At 58.1% G+C, this 16,640-nt stretch carries 16 protein-coding genes, 4 tRNA genes and 1 riboswitch; of the genes, 12 read left to right on the top strand and 8 right to left on the bottom strand.

Features of this window, described 5'->3' with window-relative positions:
• Nucleotides 1-12: 12 nt before the first annotated feature.
• Nucleotides 13-519: a 6,7-dimethyl-8-ribityllumazine synthase gene (locus C4J83_RS23320; protein WP_119741967.1), complete on the bottom strand. Its 507-nt coding sequence runs from the start codon at nucleotides 517-519 to the stop codon at nucleotides 13-15.
• Between the two features lie 113 nt (nucleotides 520-632).
• Nucleotides 633-802: riboswitch (FMN riboswitch) on the bottom strand.
• 192 nt (nucleotides 803-994) lie between these two features.
• Between C4J83_RS23320 and ltaE the strand changes: the two genes are divergently transcribed.
• From ltaE to mgtE, 8 genes are all read left to right on the top strand, one after another.
• Nucleotides 995-1,999, top strand: a complete 1,005-nt coding sequence (gene ltaE, locus C4J83_RS23315) for a low-specificity L-threonine aldolase (protein ID WP_124418292.1) — start codon at nucleotides 995-997, stop codon at nucleotides 1,997-1,999.
• Between the two features lie 146 nt (nucleotides 2,000-2,145).
• Nucleotides 2,146-4,764, top strand: a complete 2,619-nt coding sequence (gene alaS / locus C4J83_RS23310) for an alanine--tRNA ligase (RefSeq protein WP_106576124.1) — start codon at nucleotides 2,146-2,148, stop codon at nucleotides 4,762-4,764.
• A gap of 97 nt (nucleotides 4,765-4,861) precedes the next feature.
• A complete protein-coding gene (locus tag C4J83_RS23305) occupies nucleotides 4,862-6,103 on the top strand; it encodes an aspartate kinase (protein WP_056861669.1) in 1,242 nt (413 codons plus the stop codon).
• Between the two features lie 175 nt (nucleotides 6,104-6,278).
• Complete coding sequence (csrA, locus tag C4J83_RS23300; protein ID WP_003175645.1) at nucleotides 6,279-6,467, top strand: carbon storage regulator CsrA; 189 nt, start codon at nucleotides 6,279-6,281, stop codon at nucleotides 6,465-6,467.
• A 62-nt stretch (nucleotides 6,468-6,529) separates the two neighbouring features.
• Nucleotides 6,530-6,620 (top strand) — tRNA-Ser (locus tag C4J83_RS23295).
• A 108-nt stretch (nucleotides 6,621-6,728) separates the two neighbouring features.
• Nucleotides 6,729-6,805 (top strand) — tRNA-Arg (locus C4J83_RS23290).
• Between the two features lie 72 nt (nucleotides 6,806-6,877).
• Nucleotides 6,878-6,954 (top strand) — tRNA-Arg (locus C4J83_RS23285).
• Between the two features lie 339 nt (nucleotides 6,955-7,293).
• Entirely contained in the window at nucleotides 7,294-8,736 is a 1,443-nt protein-coding gene (mgtE, locus tag C4J83_RS23280; RefSeq protein WP_053257609.1) for a magnesium transporter, read from the top strand.
• Nucleotides 8,737-8,853: 117 nt separating this feature from the next.
• On the opposite strand, the gene C4J83_RS23275 is transcribed toward mgtE, so the two are convergent.
• From C4J83_RS23275 to C4J83_RS23265, 3 genes are all read right to left on the bottom strand, one after another.
• A complete protein-coding gene (locus C4J83_RS23275) occupies nucleotides 8,854-9,180 on the bottom strand; it encodes an Arc family DNA-binding protein (protein ID WP_003193592.1) in 327 nt (108 codons plus the stop codon).
• A 392-nt stretch (nucleotides 9,181-9,572) separates the two neighbouring features.
• Nucleotides 9,573-9,752, bottom strand: a complete 180-nt coding sequence (locus C4J83_RS23270; RefSeq protein WP_106576125.1) for a PA3371 family protein — start codon at nucleotides 9,750-9,752, stop codon at nucleotides 9,573-9,575.
• A gap of 10 nt (nucleotides 9,753-9,762) precedes the next feature.
• Nucleotides 9,763-9,990, bottom strand: coding sequence for a hypothetical protein (locus C4J83_RS23265; RefSeq protein ID WP_106576126.1), 228 nt, complete (start codon nucleotides 9,988-9,990; stop codon nucleotides 9,763-9,765).
• A 327-nt stretch (nucleotides 9,991-10,317) separates the two neighbouring features.
• On the opposite strand from C4J83_RS23265, the gene C4J83_RS23255 reads away from it, so the two are divergent.
• Nucleotides 10,318-10,394 (top strand) — tRNA-Arg (locus C4J83_RS23255).
• Nucleotides 10,395-10,674: 280 nt separating this feature from the next.
• The gene (locus C4J83_RS23250) at nucleotides 10,675-12,060 is read left to right on the top strand and encodes an MFS transporter (RefSeq protein ID WP_106576127.1); all 1,386 of its coding nucleotides are present in this window, start codon (nucleotides 10,675-10,677) and stop codon (nucleotides 12,058-12,060) included.
• A 61-nt stretch (nucleotides 12,061-12,121) separates the two neighbouring features.
• On the opposite strand, the gene C4J83_RS23245 is transcribed toward C4J83_RS23250, so the two are convergent.
• From C4J83_RS23245 to flgA, 4 genes are all read right to left on the bottom strand, one after another.
• Nucleotides 12,122-12,871, bottom strand: a complete 750-nt coding sequence (locus C4J83_RS23245; RefSeq protein WP_119741971.1) for a flagellar brake protein — start codon at nucleotides 12,869-12,871, stop codon at nucleotides 12,122-12,124.
• 96 nt (nucleotides 12,872-12,967) lie between these two features.
• Nucleotides 12,968-13,438 (bottom strand): flagella synthesis protein FlgN, encoded by a 471-nt coding sequence (locus tag C4J83_RS23240; protein WP_106576129.1) that lies wholly within the window; start codon nucleotides 13,436-13,438, stop codon nucleotides 12,968-12,970.
• A 48-nt stretch (nucleotides 13,439-13,486) separates the two neighbouring features.
• Nucleotides 13,487-13,810 carry a flagellar biosynthesis anti-sigma factor FlgM gene (flgM, locus tag C4J83_RS23235; RefSeq protein WP_106576130.1) on the bottom strand — a complete coding sequence of 108 codons (324 nt, stop codon included), beginning with the start codon at nucleotides 13,808-13,810 and terminating at the stop codon, nucleotides 13,487-13,489.
• A 142-nt stretch (nucleotides 13,811-13,952) separates the two neighbouring features.
• The gene (gene flgA, locus C4J83_RS23230) at nucleotides 13,953-14,711 is read right to left on the bottom strand and encodes a flagellar basal body P-ring formation chaperone FlgA (RefSeq protein WP_106576131.1); all 759 of its coding nucleotides are present in this window, start codon (nucleotides 14,709-14,711) and stop codon (nucleotides 13,953-13,955) included.
• An 81-nt stretch (nucleotides 14,712-14,792) separates the two neighbouring features.
• Here flgA and C4J83_RS23225 point away from each other — a divergent pair, with 81 nt between their 5' ends.
• Nucleotides 14,793-15,725 carry a chemotaxis protein CheV gene (locus C4J83_RS23225; RefSeq protein WP_106576132.1) on the top strand — a complete coding sequence of 311 codons (933 nt, stop codon included), beginning with the start codon at nucleotides 14,793-14,795 and terminating at the stop codon, nucleotides 15,723-15,725.
• A gap of 43 nt (nucleotides 15,726-15,768) precedes the next feature.
• A complete protein-coding gene (gene cheR, locus C4J83_RS23220) occupies nucleotides 15,769-16,596 on the top strand; it encodes a protein-glutamate O-methyltransferase CheR (protein ID WP_119741973.1) in 828 nt (275 codons plus the stop codon).
• Nucleotides 16,597-16,640 lie beyond the last annotated feature (44 nt).

The following is a 16,640-nucleotide window of genomic DNA, read 5'->3' as shown; positions in this document are numbered from 1 at the left end:
TTCGGGGGCGACTTACACCGCCAGTTTCTGCTCGCTGCGACGGATTGCACGCACTTTGTGCAAGGTGTCGGCGCAGGTGCGCGCGGCTTCCTGGCCCTTGTGGACGAAGTGCTCGTAGAAGAAGGTGTGGTGTTCGCTGCCCGCGTGGAAGTGATGCGGCGTCAGGGACACCGAGAACACCGGCACTTCGGTTTCCAGCTGCACTTGCATCAGGCCACTGACCACCGATTGGGCGACGAATTCGTGACGGTAGATGCCGCCGTCCACCACCAGTGCGGCTGCGACGATGCCAGCGTAGCGGCCGGTCTTGGCCAGCAGCTTGGCGTGCAGGGGCAGTTCAAAGGCGCCGCCGACTTCGAAGAAATCGATGTCCGATTCCTGGTAACCCTGGGCGATCATTTCGGCGAGGAAGCCTTTACGCGATTGGTCGACAATATCCTTGTGCCAGCAGGCCTGGATAAACGCGACGCGCTCGCCGTGATGGTTCTTGAGTTTGCTGTCGATTGCGGTGGGTTGCATGTTCTGACTCCTGTTTAAGAAAAAAACAGGGCGTTATGAATCGAATGGGATTTAAGGGTACGAACCACTGCCTCATGCAAGCATGAACACAGCGCGCGGCCCTTAGGTGCCAATCCCGTTCTCTCTTCATCCGGACTATGACCGTCGGCCCCGGGATCACACCGGGTCTGCTGACCTTGTCGCCGTCCTGCGTGAGCAGTTCGAGGCGCCAAGCGCTCGCGGGCTATGCACATTGCGTGCAATTACCGCCGGTGGGGAATTACACCCCGCCCTGAGAACGTTGCCACCAGAACCCTGGCGGCGGAGAGTTTTTAACATGGTTTTTCAAAAACTGCACGAGCGCCGTATTGATAACCTATATCGGTTTGTTTGGTTGGTATTCGATTGAAGCCAATTGGGGCTTGATATTCCGTGGCTTTGCCCGCAGTAATCACCCACAAGAGCACATCACATTACCCCGTTAGAGGCCTGTTTCATGTCTGTGATCGACCTGCGTAGCGACACCGTGACCCAACCCAGCCCCGGCATGCTCGACGCGATGGCCAGCGCCGTCAGTGGTGATGACGTCTACGGCGAAGACCCCAGCGTCAATCTGCTGGAGGCCGAGATGGCCAAGCGTCTGGGGTTCGAAGCTGCGCTGTTCGTGCCCACCGGCACCATGAGCAACCTGCTGGCGTTGATGGCTCACTGTGAGCGTGGCGAGGAATACATCGTTGGCCAACAGGCCCACACCTACAAATACGAAGGCGGTGGCGCGGCGGTACTCGGTTCGATCCAGCCGCAGCCGCTGGAGGTGCAGGCGGACGGCTCGCTGGACCTGGACCATGTGCTGGCGGCGATCAAACCGGATGACTTCCACTTTGCCCGCACCCGCCTGCTGGCGCTGGAAAACACCATGCAAGGCAAGGTACTGGGGCTGGACTACCTGGCGAAAGCGCGGGCGTTTACCCGTGAGCATGGGCTGTCGCTGCACCTGGATGGCGCGCGGATCTACAACGCCGCGGTCAAGCTTGGGGTGGACGCGCGGGAAATTGCTCAGCACTTCGACTCGGTTTCGGTGTGCCTGTCCAAGGGCCTTGGTGCACCGATTGGCTCGGTGTTGTGCGGCTCGCGCGCGTTGATCGCCAAGGCGCGTCGTCTGCGCAAGATGGTCGGCGGCGGTATGCGCCAGGCCGGCTCGCTGGCGGCGGCCGGGCTGTATGCCCTTGATCATCAGGTGCAGCGCCTGGCCGATGACCACGCCAACGCCCAGTGGCTGGGCGATGAACTGCGCAAGATCGGTTATGCGGTGGAGCCGGTGCAGACCAACATGGTCTACGTACAGATCGGTGACCGCGCCGACGCGTTGAAAGCCTTTGCTGCCGAGTGCGGCATCAAGTTGAGCGCTGCGCCGCGTCTGCGCATGGTCACTCACCTGGATGTCAGCCCGGCACAGATCGAGCAAGTCGTGCAGACATTTGCCGAGTTTTCACGCAAATGACGGTGCAGACCGTCTAATTGACTGTTTCTATCACATAAACACGCTGTACCACCGGCAAAGGGCCGATATAATGCGGCCCTTTGCCGTCGCTCCGTCTGATGATGTTGCGCACTGGCCTTTGGCCGCAGACTCCGTGGAAGAACCTAATGAAAAGCGCAGAAATCCGTGAAGCCTTCCTTCGCTTCTTCGAAGAGCAAGGCCACACCCGTGTAGCCTCCAGCTCCTTGATCCCAGGCAATGACCCCACCCTGCTGTTCACTAACGCGGGGATGAACCAGTTCAAGGACTGCTTCCTGGGCCAGGAAAAGCGCGCCTACACCCGCGCGACCAGCAGCCAGAAGTGCGTGCGCGCCGGCGGCAAGAACAGCGACCTGGAAAACGTCGGTTACACCGCCCGTCACCACACTTTTTTCGAGATGCTGGGTAACTTCAGCTTCGGCGACTATTTCAAGAAAGATGCGATTACTTTCGCCTGGACCTTCCTGACCGGCGTGTTGAAGCTGCCAAAGGAAAAACTCTGGGTCACCGTCTACGCCACGGACGACGAAGCGTATGACATCTGGACCAAAGAAGTCGGCGTGCCGGTCGAGCGCATGATTCGCATCGGCGACAACAAGGGCGCGCCTTACGCCTCCGATAACTTCTGGACCATGGGCGATACCGGTCCATGCGGCCCGTGCACCGAGATTTTCTACGATCACGGCGCCGACATCTGGGGCGGCCCACCGGGCTCGCCGGAAGAAGACGGTGACCGTTACATCGAGATCTGGAACAACGTGTTCATGCAGTTCAACCGCACCGCCGATGGCGTGTTGCATCCGCTGCCAGCCCCGTCGGTCGACACCGGCATGGGCCTGGAGCGGATCAGTGCGGTGATGCAGCACGTTCACTCCAACTATGAAATCGACCTGTTCACCAACCTGCTGAGCGCTTCGGCCGCCGCCATCGGCTGCGCCAACGAAGGTCAGTCTTCGCTCAAGGTGGTGTCTGACCACATCCGCTCCTGCAGCTTCCTGATCGCCGACGGCGTACTGCCATCGAACGAAGGCCGCGGCTACGTGCTGCGCCGGATCATCCGTCGCGCCTGCCGTCACGGTAACAAGTTGGGTGCCAGCGGCAGCTTCTTCTACAAGATCGTTGCCGCGCTGGTGGCCGAGATGGGCGATGCCTTCCCGGAACTCAAGCAGCAGCAGTCCAACATCGAGCGCGTGCTCAAGGCTGAAGAAGAGCAGTTCTCCAAGACCCTGGAACACGGCTTGAAGATTCTGGAGCAGGACCTGGCCGAGCTCAAAGGCACCGTGGTGCCGGGCGACGTGGTGTTCAAGTTGTACGACACCTACGGTTTCCCTATGGACCTGACTGCCGACATCGCCCGCGAGCGCGAGCTGACCGTCGATGAAGCGGGTTTTGAGCGTGAGATGGAAGCCCAGCGCGTGCGCGCTCGCTCTGCCAGCTCCTTTGGTCTGGACTACAACACGCTGGTCAAGGTTGATGTGCCTACCGAGTTCATCGGCTACAAGGCAACCGTTGGCGCGGCGAAGATCGTGGCCATCTATAAAGACGGCAAATCGGTCGACGTGCTCAATGAAGGTGAAGAGGCTGTTGTGGTCCTGGACCAGACGCCGTTCTACGCCGAATCCGGTGGTCAGGTGGGCGATTGCGGCTACCTGAGCTCGACGTCCGGTCGTTTTGAGGTGCGCGACACTACCAAGACCGGCGGCGCATTCCTGCACCACGGCGTGTTGGTGTTGGGCAACTTGACCGTCGGCGCGCCGGTAGACACTCAAGTGGATGCCGACGTGCGGCATGCAACTGCTTTGAACCACTCCGCCACTCACTTGCTGCACGCCGCCTTGCGTCAGGTGCTGGGTGAGCACGTGCAGCAGAAGGGTTCGTTGGTTGATAGCCAGCGCCTGCGTTTCGACTTCAGCCACTTTGAAGCGATCAAGCCTGAGCAGATCAAGGCGCTGGAAGACATCGTCAACGCCGAAATTCGCAAGAATACCCCGGTGGAAACCGAAGAAACCGACATCGAAACCGCCAAAAACAAAGGCGCCATGGCGCTGTTTGGCGAGAAGTACGGCGACGAAGTACGCGTACTGAGCATGGGCGGCAGCTTCTCGGTGGAGCTGTGTGGCGGTATCCACGCCAACCGTACCGGCGACATCGGTCTGCTGAAAATCATCAGCGAGGGCGGTGTGGCCTCGGGTGTACGGCGTATTGAAGCGGTCACCGGTGCTGCGGCACTGGCCTACCTCAATGCGGCCGAAGAACAACTCAAGGAAGCGGCCAGCCTGGTCAAGGGCAGCCGCGACAACCTGATCGACAAGCTCTCTGGGGTACTGGAGCGCAACCGCCAGCTGGAAAAACAGCTGGAGCAGTTGCAGGCCAAGGCTGCCAGTGCAGCGGGCGATGATCTGTCGGCCTCTGCCCTGGACGTCAAGGGCGTGAAGGTCCTGGCCGTGCGCCTGGATGGTCAGGACGGCAAGGCGCTGTTGGCCTTGGTCGATCAGTTGAAGAACAAGCTCGGCCGCGCAGTGATCCTGCTCGGCAGTGTCCATGAGGATAAGGTCGTTCTGGTTGCCGGTGTAACCAAAGACCTGACTGGCCAACTCAAGGCTGGTGATTTGATGAAGCAAGCCGCTGCGGCAGTGGGCGGGAAGGGCGGCGGTCGTCCGGACATGGCGCAAGGCGGTGGTGTAGACGCCGGTGCCCTGGACGCGGCCCTGGCCCTGACTGTGCCGTTTGTCGAGGCCGGTATTTAAGGCGCTGTTAATGAGCCCATGGTCTAGTCATGGGCTTGTTCAGTTGCTGGAAGATTTGTTTATTGGGCGCCCCTTTACGGGCTGAGGCGGCTTAGAAATGGCTTTGATCGTACAGAAATTCGGAGGCACCTCGGTCGGTTCTGTCGAAAGAATCGAGCAGGTCGCCGACAAGGTTAAGAAATTCCGCGACGCCGGCGACGACCTGGTGGTGGTGCTGTCGGCCATGAGCGGCGAGACCAATCGCCTGATCGATCTGGCCAAGGCGATCAGCGGTGATCAACAGCCGCTGCCGCGTGAGCTGGATGTGATCGTGTCCACCGGTGAACAGGTCACTATTGCCCTGTTGGCCATGGCGCTGAACAAGCGTGGTGTACCGGCGGTGTCCTACACTGGCAGCCAGGTGCGCATCCTGACCGACAGTGCACATACCAAGGCGCGCATCCTGCAGATTGATGATCAGAAAATCCGCACAGATCTGAAAGCCGGGCGCGTAGTAGTTGTAGCCGGTTTCCAGGGTGTGGACGAGCAGGGCAATATCACGACCCTGGGGCGTGGCGGTTCAGACACCACTGGCGTGGCGCTGGCAGCGGCCCTCAAGGCTGACGAATGCCAGATCTATACCGATGTGGACGGCGTCTACACCACCGACCCACGTGTGGTGTCCGTGGCCCAGCGTCTGGACAAGATCACCTTTGAAGAGATGCTGGAAATGGCCAGTCTCGGTTCCAAGGTGCTGCAGATCCGCGCGGTGGAGTTCGCCGGCAAGTACAACGTTCCGCTGCGCGTATTGCACAGCTTCAAAGAGGGTCCGGGCACCCTCATTACTATTGATGAAGAGGAATCCATGGAACAGCCGATCATTTCCGGCATCGCTTTCAACCGCGATGAAGCCAAGCTGACGATCCGTGGCGTGCCGGATACTCCGGGCGTGGCCTTCAAGATCCTCGGTCCTATCAGTGGCGCGAACATTGAAGTCGACATGATCGTGCAAAACGTTTCGCACGATAACACCACCGATTTCACCTTCACCGTGCACCGTAACGAGTACGATGCGGCGGAGCGGATCCTGCAGAACACGGCGAGCGAGATTGGCGCCCGTGAAGTAGTCGGCGATACCAAGATTGCCAAAGTGTCGATCGTGGGCGTGGGCATGCGTTCTCATGCCGGCGTTGCCAGCCGCATGTTTGAGGCGCTGGCCAAGGAAAGCATCAATATCCAGATGATCTCCACCTCGGAAATCAAAGTCTCGGTGGTGATCGAAGAGAAGTACCTGGAACTGGCTGTACGCGCGCTGCATACCGCTTTTGAGCTGGACGCTCCGGCCCGACAGGGCGAGTGATGCGATGCCAGGAAGGCGCGGTTTACCGCGCCTTTCATTTTTTTGTGGGGCGCATGGTCTTTTGCGTGTGCTCGACAATACTTAGGCCGTTAGGGCTACGGCTTTCACGTCGTAGGTCGAACGCCTTTTTTTTGCAGACTGTTGTTCCTGAACTGAAATGCGTGAGGAGAAAGGTATGCTGATTCTGACTCGTCGGTGCGCAGAAAGCCTGATTATCGGTGATGGCGAAATCACCGTGACCGTGCTCGGCGTCAAAGGCAATCAAGTACGTATCGGGGTTAACGCTCCGAAAGAGGTAGCGGTCCACCGCGAGGAAATTTACCTGCGGATCAAGAAAGAGAAGGACGAAGAACCAAGCCTTTAATTTTTATCGTTTTTTATGTTTGCAAACGGGGATGAACGTGGTTAATATACGCCCCGTGTTGCGGAGAGCTGGCCGAGTGGCCGAAGGCGCTCCCCTGCTAAGGGAGTACACCTCAAAAGGGTGTCGGGGGTTCGAATCCCCCGTTCTCCGCCATTATTTGCTTAGTACGTTGCGATCTGGTTTTTTCGGTAAGTTGTTGAAATTACTCGAAAAAATAGCTTTACATAGAGATTGAACGGCCTATAATGCGCGGCAACAAATGCACTCGTAGCTCAGCTGGATAGAGTACTCGGCTACGAACCGAGCGGTCACAGGTTCGAATCCTGTCGAGTGCACCATTTAAGAGTCAGTTGCAGCAATGCAGGTGACTCGGCTTCAACCAGTTGTGATCTGGTCTAAAAACACAATCTGCACTCGTAGCTCAGCTGGATAGAGTACTCGGCTACGAACCGAGCGGTCACAGGTTCGAATCCTGTCGAGTGCACCATACAAACAAAAAGCCCGCCTAGTGCGGGCTTTTTGCCGTCTGGGGTTTGTGTGGGATTTTATCTTTTTCTCCTGCGCCATGTGTTTTCCTTATCCGCCGTGTCGTCGCAGTTCATAGATGCAGCCAATGCTCAGCTTTGGCTCGCAAGCGCTTGTTCTTTCCAGTTTTTTAACGTTTAAACCGGACGCACGGTGTATCATTGCGCCCGTCAGCCCCGCCGGGGCTTGTGGAATACCTCCATGGACTTACCCAGTAGTTACTTAGTACCCCGTTTTACCAATCATGAATTGACTGATTGATCCTTCCGGCGTGCCCCGCTGCTGGGAGTGGAGTTCGCCTATGACCGAAGTAGAAGTAAAGAAAACACAAGACAGCCTGCAGGATCGCCTGGCTCAAGTTATTGAGCTGCTGCAGCGCCAGCGCGTGGTCGAAGACCTCACGCACCGCCAGGAAGGTCCGCATCACGACCGCGTCGAAAACCTGGTGCACCGGCAGAACCTCGTCGAGCTGCAACGCAAGCTCGATGACCTGCACTCCGCCGACGTTGCTTATATCCTCGAAGCCTTGCCGCTGGATGATCGACTGACCCTCTGGCAGTTGGTCAAGGCCGACCGCGACGGCGATATTCTCCTCGAGGTATCCGACTCGGTTCGTGAAACCCTGATCGCCGACATGGACGATCATGAGCTCCTGGCTGCAGCCAAGGAGATGGACGCCGACGAACTGGCCGACCTGGCTCCTGAGCTGCCCCGTGATGTTGTCCATGAGCTGATGGAAGCGCTCGACAGCCAGCAGCGTGAGCGTGTGCGCTCCGCGCTGTCCTACGACGAGGACCAGGTCGGCGCGTTGATGGACTTCGAGATGGTCACCATCCGCGAAGACGTCAGCCTGGAAGTAGTGCTGCGTTATCTGCGTCGCCTGAAAGAGTTGCCCGGTCACACCGACAAATTGTTTGTGGTCGACTACGAAGGCATTCTCAAGGGCGTGCTGCCAATCAAGCGTCTGCTGGTAAATGATCCGGACAAGAAAGTTGCGGATTTGATGGCCAGCGACACCGTGAGCTTTCACCCGGATGAGGATGCCTACGAGGCGGCGCAGGCGTTTGAGCGTTACGACTTGATCTCGGCGCCGGTGGTCGACAAGAACGGCAAGCTGATTGGCCGTTTGACCATCGACGAAATGGTCGACCTGATTCGTGAAGAGAGTGAAACCGAAGTCCTCAACATGGCCGGTTTGCGCGAAGAGGAAGACATTTTTGCGTCGGTCTGGCGCTCTCTGCACAACCGTTGGGCCTGGCTGGCGATCAACCTGATCACAGCCTTCATCGCCTCGCGCGTGATCGGGCTGTTCGAAGGTTCGATCGAGAAGCTGGTGGCCTTGGCGGCGCTGATGCCGATTGTGGCGGGTATCGGCGGCAACTCCGGTAACCAGACGATCACGATGATTGTGCGTGCGATGGCATTGGACCAAGTGAGTACGGCCAATTCCTCGCGACTGTTGCGCAAAGAGTTGGCCGTGGGCCTGATTAATGGCCTGGTGTGGGGTGGCGTGATCGGCGTGGTGGCTTACTTGCTGTATGGCAGTTGGTCGCTTGGCGTTGTGATGACCGCCGCGATGACCCTCAACCTGCTACTGGCGGCGTTGATGGGGGTGTTGATCCCCATGACCCTGGCGCGCCTTGGGCGTGATCCGGCGATGGGTGCCAGTGTGATGATCACTGCCATGACCGACAGCGGCGGCTTCTTCATCTTCCTGGGCCTGGCGACGATCTTTCTGCTCTGATCCCCCTCGGCGGGAGCACCTCTGCTCCCGCTTTACCGTCTGTTCTCGGCATTCCTTTTATCAAATCGCAGGCAAAAAAAAGCCAGCACATGGCTGGCTTCGGCTTTCAACTGCAGATCAATTGGCTTCTGCGGCCGCCTCGACGTCGTGCGCAATAAGCGAGACGAGAGCATTTTGCTGGCGGTGGGAGAGCTGACGAAAACGCTGCAGCAGTTCGCGTTCGTGCAGTGACAGCTCGGGGCTGTCCAGGCGCATGCTCAACTCTTCGCCCAGCGCACCTTCCTGAATAAGGCTCTGTTCCAGGCGCGCGATGATTTCGGAGTTCATACTGCGGTGATGATTGCGAGCCACCTCGGCAATGCGTTCCCGCATTCCGTCTGGCAGACGTACGACGAACTTGTCAGCCGTACGGCTGGAATAAATTGCCTGTTTCAATGGGCGCATATATTTAACCGGTTAGTTCAGGGGAGCGGTTTTTGGAATTGGCCGCAAGATGAGTGTTAAGACAAGGCTCACGACCAAAGTTCAACCCGAATTGCAAAGAGGCCGCATCATGCCTCAGATTTGACATTTCCTTGGCGTCAATTCTGTGACAAATATTGAACTGCCTAAAGGCTTTATGCCAGCACTCATTTGCATTTTTGCGGACTGGTTTGAAAACTTTTCAATGAGTAATTCCGCAAAGGAACTTCTCGCAAGTCCAGGCCGCGACGGGGTTTGAGGCCGCACATCCTATAGCAATATGGCCTTTTGCCCTCGTGTTTAAGACTAGTGGCAATTTGCCGATTTTCTAGCACGAGGCGACATAAGGTAGGGGGATAAGCAGGAGGGAAGGATCAGCGCAAGACGGGGTCGAATTTGATTCTGCGGCCCACGATGAGCGTCAGCAGCAGGAGGCTTGCACATACACCGGCAGCAACAAAAGCAGTGGTTTGCGCATCTTGGGCGTCGGCGCCAAGGCCTGCGATGCCGGTTGCAACGGTCAGGCATAAAAACAGCCAGGCAGATTTAGTCATTCACGATCCCTCAGAAAACCCAGTGTTCAGATGCTGGCGCGGCCTGACTGCCCTGGGTCAGGTGTACCGGCGATTGTGCGTTGGGCGTCATCACCGCCAATTGTGGGCGTTGTTGCAAGTGGTGCGGCACCGCCTGGCTGATCTGTGCAGGATCATTGCTGCCAGTCGATTGAAAATGGAAGGTCACCAGTGCAGCGAGGGCTACGGTGTTGAGGGCTAACAGAAGGGCACTGTTCATGGTCATGTTCTCCGCTTAACGCCGTGGCCGATTAGGTTTTGTAGGAGAAGTATTGCAGGTCTCGTGCCAAACTATTATTTCAATAAAATCAGTGCCTTAAGTCTACTTTAATGGCCCGTAAGGTTGCAATTTGCAATGCTGGCATTTTGGGGGAGTGCATTTTGCACGACGGAGACGAATCCCCCGGTTTTACGGACTCAGACGGCGCTCTGCAGAACAAGGACAGGCCTACGCGCAAAAAGCCAACGGACGACATGACAAAACCTACCTCGGCCGTTAACATGCACGCCGTCCGTCGCCGCGCCCCTGGTCCGGTGGCTGTCATTTGTCCCAGTAGCTCAATTGGATAGAGCATCCCCCTCCTAAGGGGAAGGTTGGCCGTTCGAACCGGCCCTGGGACACCAGATTCAGCACCTGTGAAAAAGCCCCGCCCAGAGCGCTCTGGCGGGGCTTTTTTGTGCGCGCTTGGTGAACACCGGTCGAACCTTGCCGCCGTTGAGGGTTCACAGCAGGTGCGCGGTGTATTTATCGCAAACTGTGTACCTTGCACACGGCCAGGCAGCGTCTGAGCCATATGCAAAATATTCCCCGGATACAGCCGATATCGCCTGTCCGGACCCGGCAACCCCGGACTATCATGCCGATAGCCCTGACTCTCACTGCAAGGAGCCGCTCGGAACGCCGATGCGCCAGATCTGGAAATCTTTTCGAGCCCTTTATTTCGCCTCCTTGATGATGTTGATCGGGTCCGGCCTGCTCAGCACCTACCTTGCCTTGCGCCTGGCAGCCGACCACGTCGACAGCCTGTGGGTGGGTGCGCTGATGGCGGCTAACTACTTTGGCCTGGTGCTGGGCGGCAAGATCGGGCACCGCCTGATCGCTCGCGTCGGGCACATTCGCGCCTATGCCACCTGCGCCGGGATTGTCGGGGCGGCCGTTTTGGGCCATGGCCTGATCAACTGGCTGCCCGCCTGGATCGTACTGCGGATGATCGTGGGCCTGGGGATGATGTGCCAGTACATGGTCATCGAGAGCTGGCTCAACGAGCAGGCGGACGCCAAGCAGCGTGGCGTGGTGTTCAGCGGCTATATGATTGCCTCCTACCTCGGGCTGGTGCTGGGTCAACTGATCCTGGTGATGCACCCGGAGCTCGGCCTCGAGCTGCTGATGTTGGTCGCGCTGTGCTTCGCCCTGTGCCTGGTGCCTGTCGCCATGACCCGGCGCATTCACCCGGCGCCTTTGCATCCTGCGCCAATGGAGCCGCGCTTCTTTATAAAGCGCGTGCCTCAGTCACTTAGTACCGTATTGGGCGCGGGGCTGATCGTCGGTTCGTTCTATGGTCTGGCGCCGCTCTATGCTTCGCAGCAAGGCCTGACTACCGAGCAAGTGGGTCTGTTCATGGGTAGCTGCATTTTCGCCGGGCTGGTGGTGCAGTGGCCTTTGGGCTGGCTGTCGGACCGTTATGACCGCGCCTTGCTGATTCGGTGTTTTGCCTTGTGCCTGGCAGTGGCAGCGTTGCCGCTGGCGCTGCTGACCAAGGTGCCTTTGGAAGTGCTGTTCGTGGCCGGGTTCTTGTGTTCCCTGGTGCAGTTCTGCCTTTATCCGTTGGCGGTGGCGTTTTCCAATGACCACGTCGAGGGCGATCGGCGGGTGTCGTTGACCGCGATGTTGCTGGTCACCTACGGCATCGGCGCCAGTGTCGGACCGTTGCTGGCGGGCGTGGTCATGAAGCTCTTCGGCAGCCATATGTTGTATGCGTTTTTCAGCCTGTGTGCGTTGATTCTGGTGTGGCGTATCCGGCCGAAGGCGGTGACCAACCTGCACCAAGTGGACGATGCGCCGCTGCACCACGTGGCGATGCCTGACAGCATGTCCAGCTCGCCGCTGGTGGCATGCCTGGATCCCCGGGTAGATGAGGCGGTGGTGCAGGAGCAAATGCAGACTACCGTGCCCGATCCTGAGCCTGACGCTGATCCACAGCCGCCCGCAGACGAGCCAGCCTTCGAAGGCCCGCCGGAACCTCTGGGGCCGGAGGAGCATCCTCACGATTTGAGCAGGGCGCGCCCCTGAATGCAAAAACGGGCAGATCCCATCAGGATCTGCCCGTTTTTTTTGCCGTAATCATTAACGCTTAAAGATCGTCGTCCTTGTCAAAGCGTCGCGCTTCGCGCTGCAGTTGGTACACAAACCGCTCCACCTGGCGCTGCACCAGTCCGCTCATGTTGTGAAAGCGCACACCGGCGAAGGTGGTGTTGATCTTGTCTTCGAAGTGCAGGTAACGCAGCTCGACAGAGGTGGTCATGCTGCCAAAGGGCAGGGCGGCAATAAAACGGTCATAGACCTGGCCCAGTTGCAGGCGCTCGGAAATGTCGCCTTCAAAGCGCAATTTGCAGCCGGTGGCGGAAATGTCCAGGAGCTTGCCGCTGATCGGCGCCTTGAGCTTCTCGCCGCCCAATTCGATGCTGACCAGTTGTGCCAGCTTCAACGCCGCGCGAAAGGCATTGCGGCGTTGGTGGTAGACCACCTCGTCGGGCATGCTGCCGGTGTAGATGCGGTGGCCGTCTTTTTCACTGATGGTCAGTGTGCCGTTGCTTTCCCAGGCGACGCGTACGCCATCGTGGAAGCCTTCGATGCGGAAAGGTTCGCCATTCTCGAGGTAGCGTTCACCGTCACGCGGAATCATTTCGTCCAGGATCAGCGTCTTGCTGTCCCGGTCAACGTCCACCAGGTAGCTCTGAAAGCGCTGGCTGCGTTCATGGAATGTAATGATCAGTGGATCATGGCTTTCTTGCAGCATCCGCAATGTGCTGGCGATTTCCAGAGGCGTGGTGAGCACCTTGGGTGGCTGCGGAGCATCTTCCGCATTAAGGGCGTTGAACACGGTTCTTCCATCTCCAGACAAAATACGACTACACGCAAGAACCGGCATTTTGCCAGCATGTAGCGCGCCTTGGATAGGGCGCGCTGTAAACCACTGTCAGGCTTGGCTGCGGGTGCTTGGCTTGACCAGGCGCGAGGTGGAACCCTGGGCGTTGTACAGCGCCGGGGGTTCTCCGCCGTGAAGTATGCGCAACTGGTTGGCAGTCGTCGCTTGCTGCAGCTGGATCGACTGACCGTTGAGCAGGTTGGCTTCCTGGCACTGGGCAAGCAATTGATTAAGTGCGGTGCTCTGCGCCAGCAACTGATCGCCCACCGAAGAGTGGCTGGCCAGTTGTGCGAGGCCGTCGTGATCAGCCGGGAGGCCCAGGCTGACAAGAATTTCGCTACGCTTTTTGCCATGCTGTTCAAGCAGCACAATCAGCGACTGCTTGCGCGCCAGGATTTCTTCCAGCAAGCGCATGTCCCGGCCATACAGGGCCAGGGATTCTTCCTTTAGCAGCTCGAGCAGATGTTGCGTCGGCGCCAGATCATCAATGATCAGTTGAAGCAAATGTTCGTCGTGGTGCATGGCTGGCCTTGGGTTTTAAGCGTCCAAAAGCCCTGCGCAGGCCTTTGCCTAGCGCTCGGCTTCGAAGTTGAGCAGCTTGCTGGCTACACGGTTGCTGTCGACTTTATAGCTGCCATCGGCGATGGCCTGTTTCAACTCGGCCACACGGGCTTTATTGACAACCGGCTGGTCGCGCAGCGAGTCAGTGACCTTTTGCAACTGTTGAGCCTCATTGCTCAGGTGAACCGATTCCCCGCTCTGGCTGGCGCCGGCCTGTTCGGTCTTGGCGGGCGCTGGCTGGGCCTTGGCTTCTACGCTGTCCTTGGCACCGCTGGTGCGCGTATTGCCGGGCAATGCCGGGGTGTTATTCAAACGACTGAAATCGATGACCATGATAAAAAAACCTCTGGGTATTTGGACGCTTGCCATGTTTTCGGCCATACCCGGACAAACTTTAGGCTCGATTGACAATAAACCTGTACAGGTCGACATCCAACGCACAGTGTAGGAAAAGCTGGCGCTTGATACCAGTGATCTATAAAGCGACCTCGACTTGGCCTGGCGCCATCACCTGTGCCTTGATCACGCGATTGGAATTGAGGTTTTTGACCCGAATCTGTTCGCTCATGCCGCCATTGGACAGCGCCTCGCCCGGCATCTTTACCGTCAGCCCGCCACTGCTGGCGGAAATCACCACCTGGTCGCCCTTGCGAATCACCTCGGCCTGTTCCAGATGCACCAGCGTAATCACTTGGTCGGTGACCATTGGTCGGGTAAGTTTTTGCCCGACGGCCTGGTCCACCGAGGTGAGATAACCCTGATTGATCGAGCTGATATCCCGTTCACGCAGCGCAACGTCTTCAAACCCGATGATGCCCGTCCGTTTGAGCGGGCGTGTGACAACCACTACATCACGAAACAGTTTGACCTGCGCCGGGACGAACACGGTCCAGGGCGAGGCGCCGTCGCAGCGCACTTTGACCGTCACGCGGCCGATGGGCTGGGCGGGGCTTTCCAGCGTGGCTGTCAATTCCTTGTCGCACATGGGCATGCGCAGGCGCGGGTCCAGCGGGTTCACCTGAATTTCATAACGCCCCGGCGCCTGCGTGGTCGCCAGATAATCTTCTACAGTGAATTCAAGAAAGCCTTGAGTGACGCCGATAAGGAGATCAGGCAAGGTGACATTATCTGCACGGGCCGTGGTGCCTGCGCCCAAGGCAAGCAATGCCAGCCAGACGCAGACAACTCTGCGGTAGCGTGGGATGCGTCGGGAAACTGTCGTTTTAAGGTTCATAAATCAATAAATAGCAAAGCTCGTGCCGTTTAGTGTTGGGTACGCGTCGTACCCCTAAGGTTTTTGCGTAGGAGTCTGGGCATGGCAGGAGTAATGGATTCAGTAAACCAGCGCACACAGCTGGTAGGGCAGAATCGCCTGGAGTTGTTGCTTTTTCGCCTGGACGGCAAGCAGCTGTATGGCATCAACGTGTTTAAAGTGCGGGAAGTGTTGCAGTGTCCCAAGCTGACGATCATGCCCAAGTCCAGTCCGGTGGTGTGTGGCGTGGCCAACATCCGTGGTGCGACCATCCCCATTCTTGACCTGGCCTTGGCCACCGGCTCTGCGGGGCTGCAGGACCGCCAGAACCCGTTCGTGATCATTACCGAATACAACACCAAGACCCAGGGTTTCCTGGTGCGCTCGGTGGAACGCATCGTCAACATGAACTGGGAAGAAATCCACCCGCCGCCCAAGGGCACGGGGCGCGATCACTACCTGACGGCGGTGACTCGGGTCGATAACCAGTTGGTGGAAATCATCGACGTGGAGAAGATCCTCGCGGAAGTGGCACCGACCTCCGAATCGATTTCGGTGGGCGTCGTCGACGCCGAAACGGCGCACAAGGCAATCTCGCTGCGCGTGCTGACCGTGGACGATTCCTCGGTTGCGCGCAAACAGGTGAGCCGTTGCCTGCAAACCGTCGGCGTGGAAGTGGTGGCCCTCAACGATGGTCGCCAGGCCCTGGATTACCTGCGCAAGCTGGTGGACGAAGGCAAGAAGCCGGAAGAAGAATTTTTGATGATGATCTCCGACATCGAGATGCCGGAAATGGATGGCTACACGCTCACGGCCGAGATACGCAACGATCCACGCATGCAAAAACTGCATATCATCCTGCATACTTCGTTGTCGGGCGTATTCAATCAGGCGATGGTCAAGAAGGTCGGTGCCGATGACTTTCTGGCCAAATTCCGCCCTGATGACCTGGCATCCCGGGTAGTCGACCGGATCAAGGCAGCAGATCACGGCTAAGGGGAGTTCCCCTGGCGGTCACACGATTTAAGAGGCGGTATCATTGTCTACGGGTAATTTGGATTTCGAACAGTTCCGGGTCTTCCTGGAAAAAGCCTGTGGCATATTGCTCGGTGAAAACAAGCAGTACCTGGTATCCAGCCGTCTCAACAAACTGATGGAGCAGCAGGGCATCAAGTCCCTGGGCGAGTTGGTCCAGCGCATTCAGGGCCAGCCGCGCAGTGGGCTCAAGGAAATGGTGGTGGATGCCATGACCACCAACGAAACCCTGTGGTTTCGGGATACCTACCCCTTCGAAGTGCTCAAGAACAAAGTGCTGCCGGAGGCCATCAAGGCCAGTCCGGGCCAGCGCTTGCGTATCTGGTCGGCCGCTTGCTCCTCGGGGCAGGAACCGTACTCGATCTCGATGTCCATCGACGAGTTCGAGCGCACTAACATGGGCCAGTTGAAGGCCGGGGCGCAGATTGTCGCCACTGACTTGTCCGGCACCATGCTCACCAATTGCAAGACCGGTGAGTACGACAGCCTGGCCTTGGGCCGCGGTTTGTCTCAGGAGCGCCTGCAACGTTACTTCGACCCCAAAGGGGCGGGACGCTGGGCGGTCAAGGCACCGATCAAGAGCCGGGTAGAGTTTCGTTCGTTCAACCTGCTCGACAGCTACGCCAGCCTGGGCAAGTTCGACATGGTGTTCTGCCGCAACGTGCTGATCTATTTCTCGGCCGAAGTGAAGAAAGACATCCTGTTGCGCATCCACGGCACGCTCAAGCGTGGTGGGTACCTGTTCCTCGGTGCGTCCGAGGCGCTGAACGGGTTGCCGGACCATTACCAGATGGTGCAGTGCAGTCCCGGTATCATTTACCAGGCCAAGTGATCGGCCCATGAGCATTAAAAAACGGGAGGCCCCCAAAGGCCTCC

This window comes from Pseudomonas sp. LBUM920 (genome assembly GCF_003852315.1).
Lineage (GTDB): Bacteria > Pseudomonadota > Gammaproteobacteria > Pseudomonadales > Pseudomonadaceae > Aquipseudomonas.
This window is presented reverse-complemented; position numbering and strand designations above follow the sequence as displayed.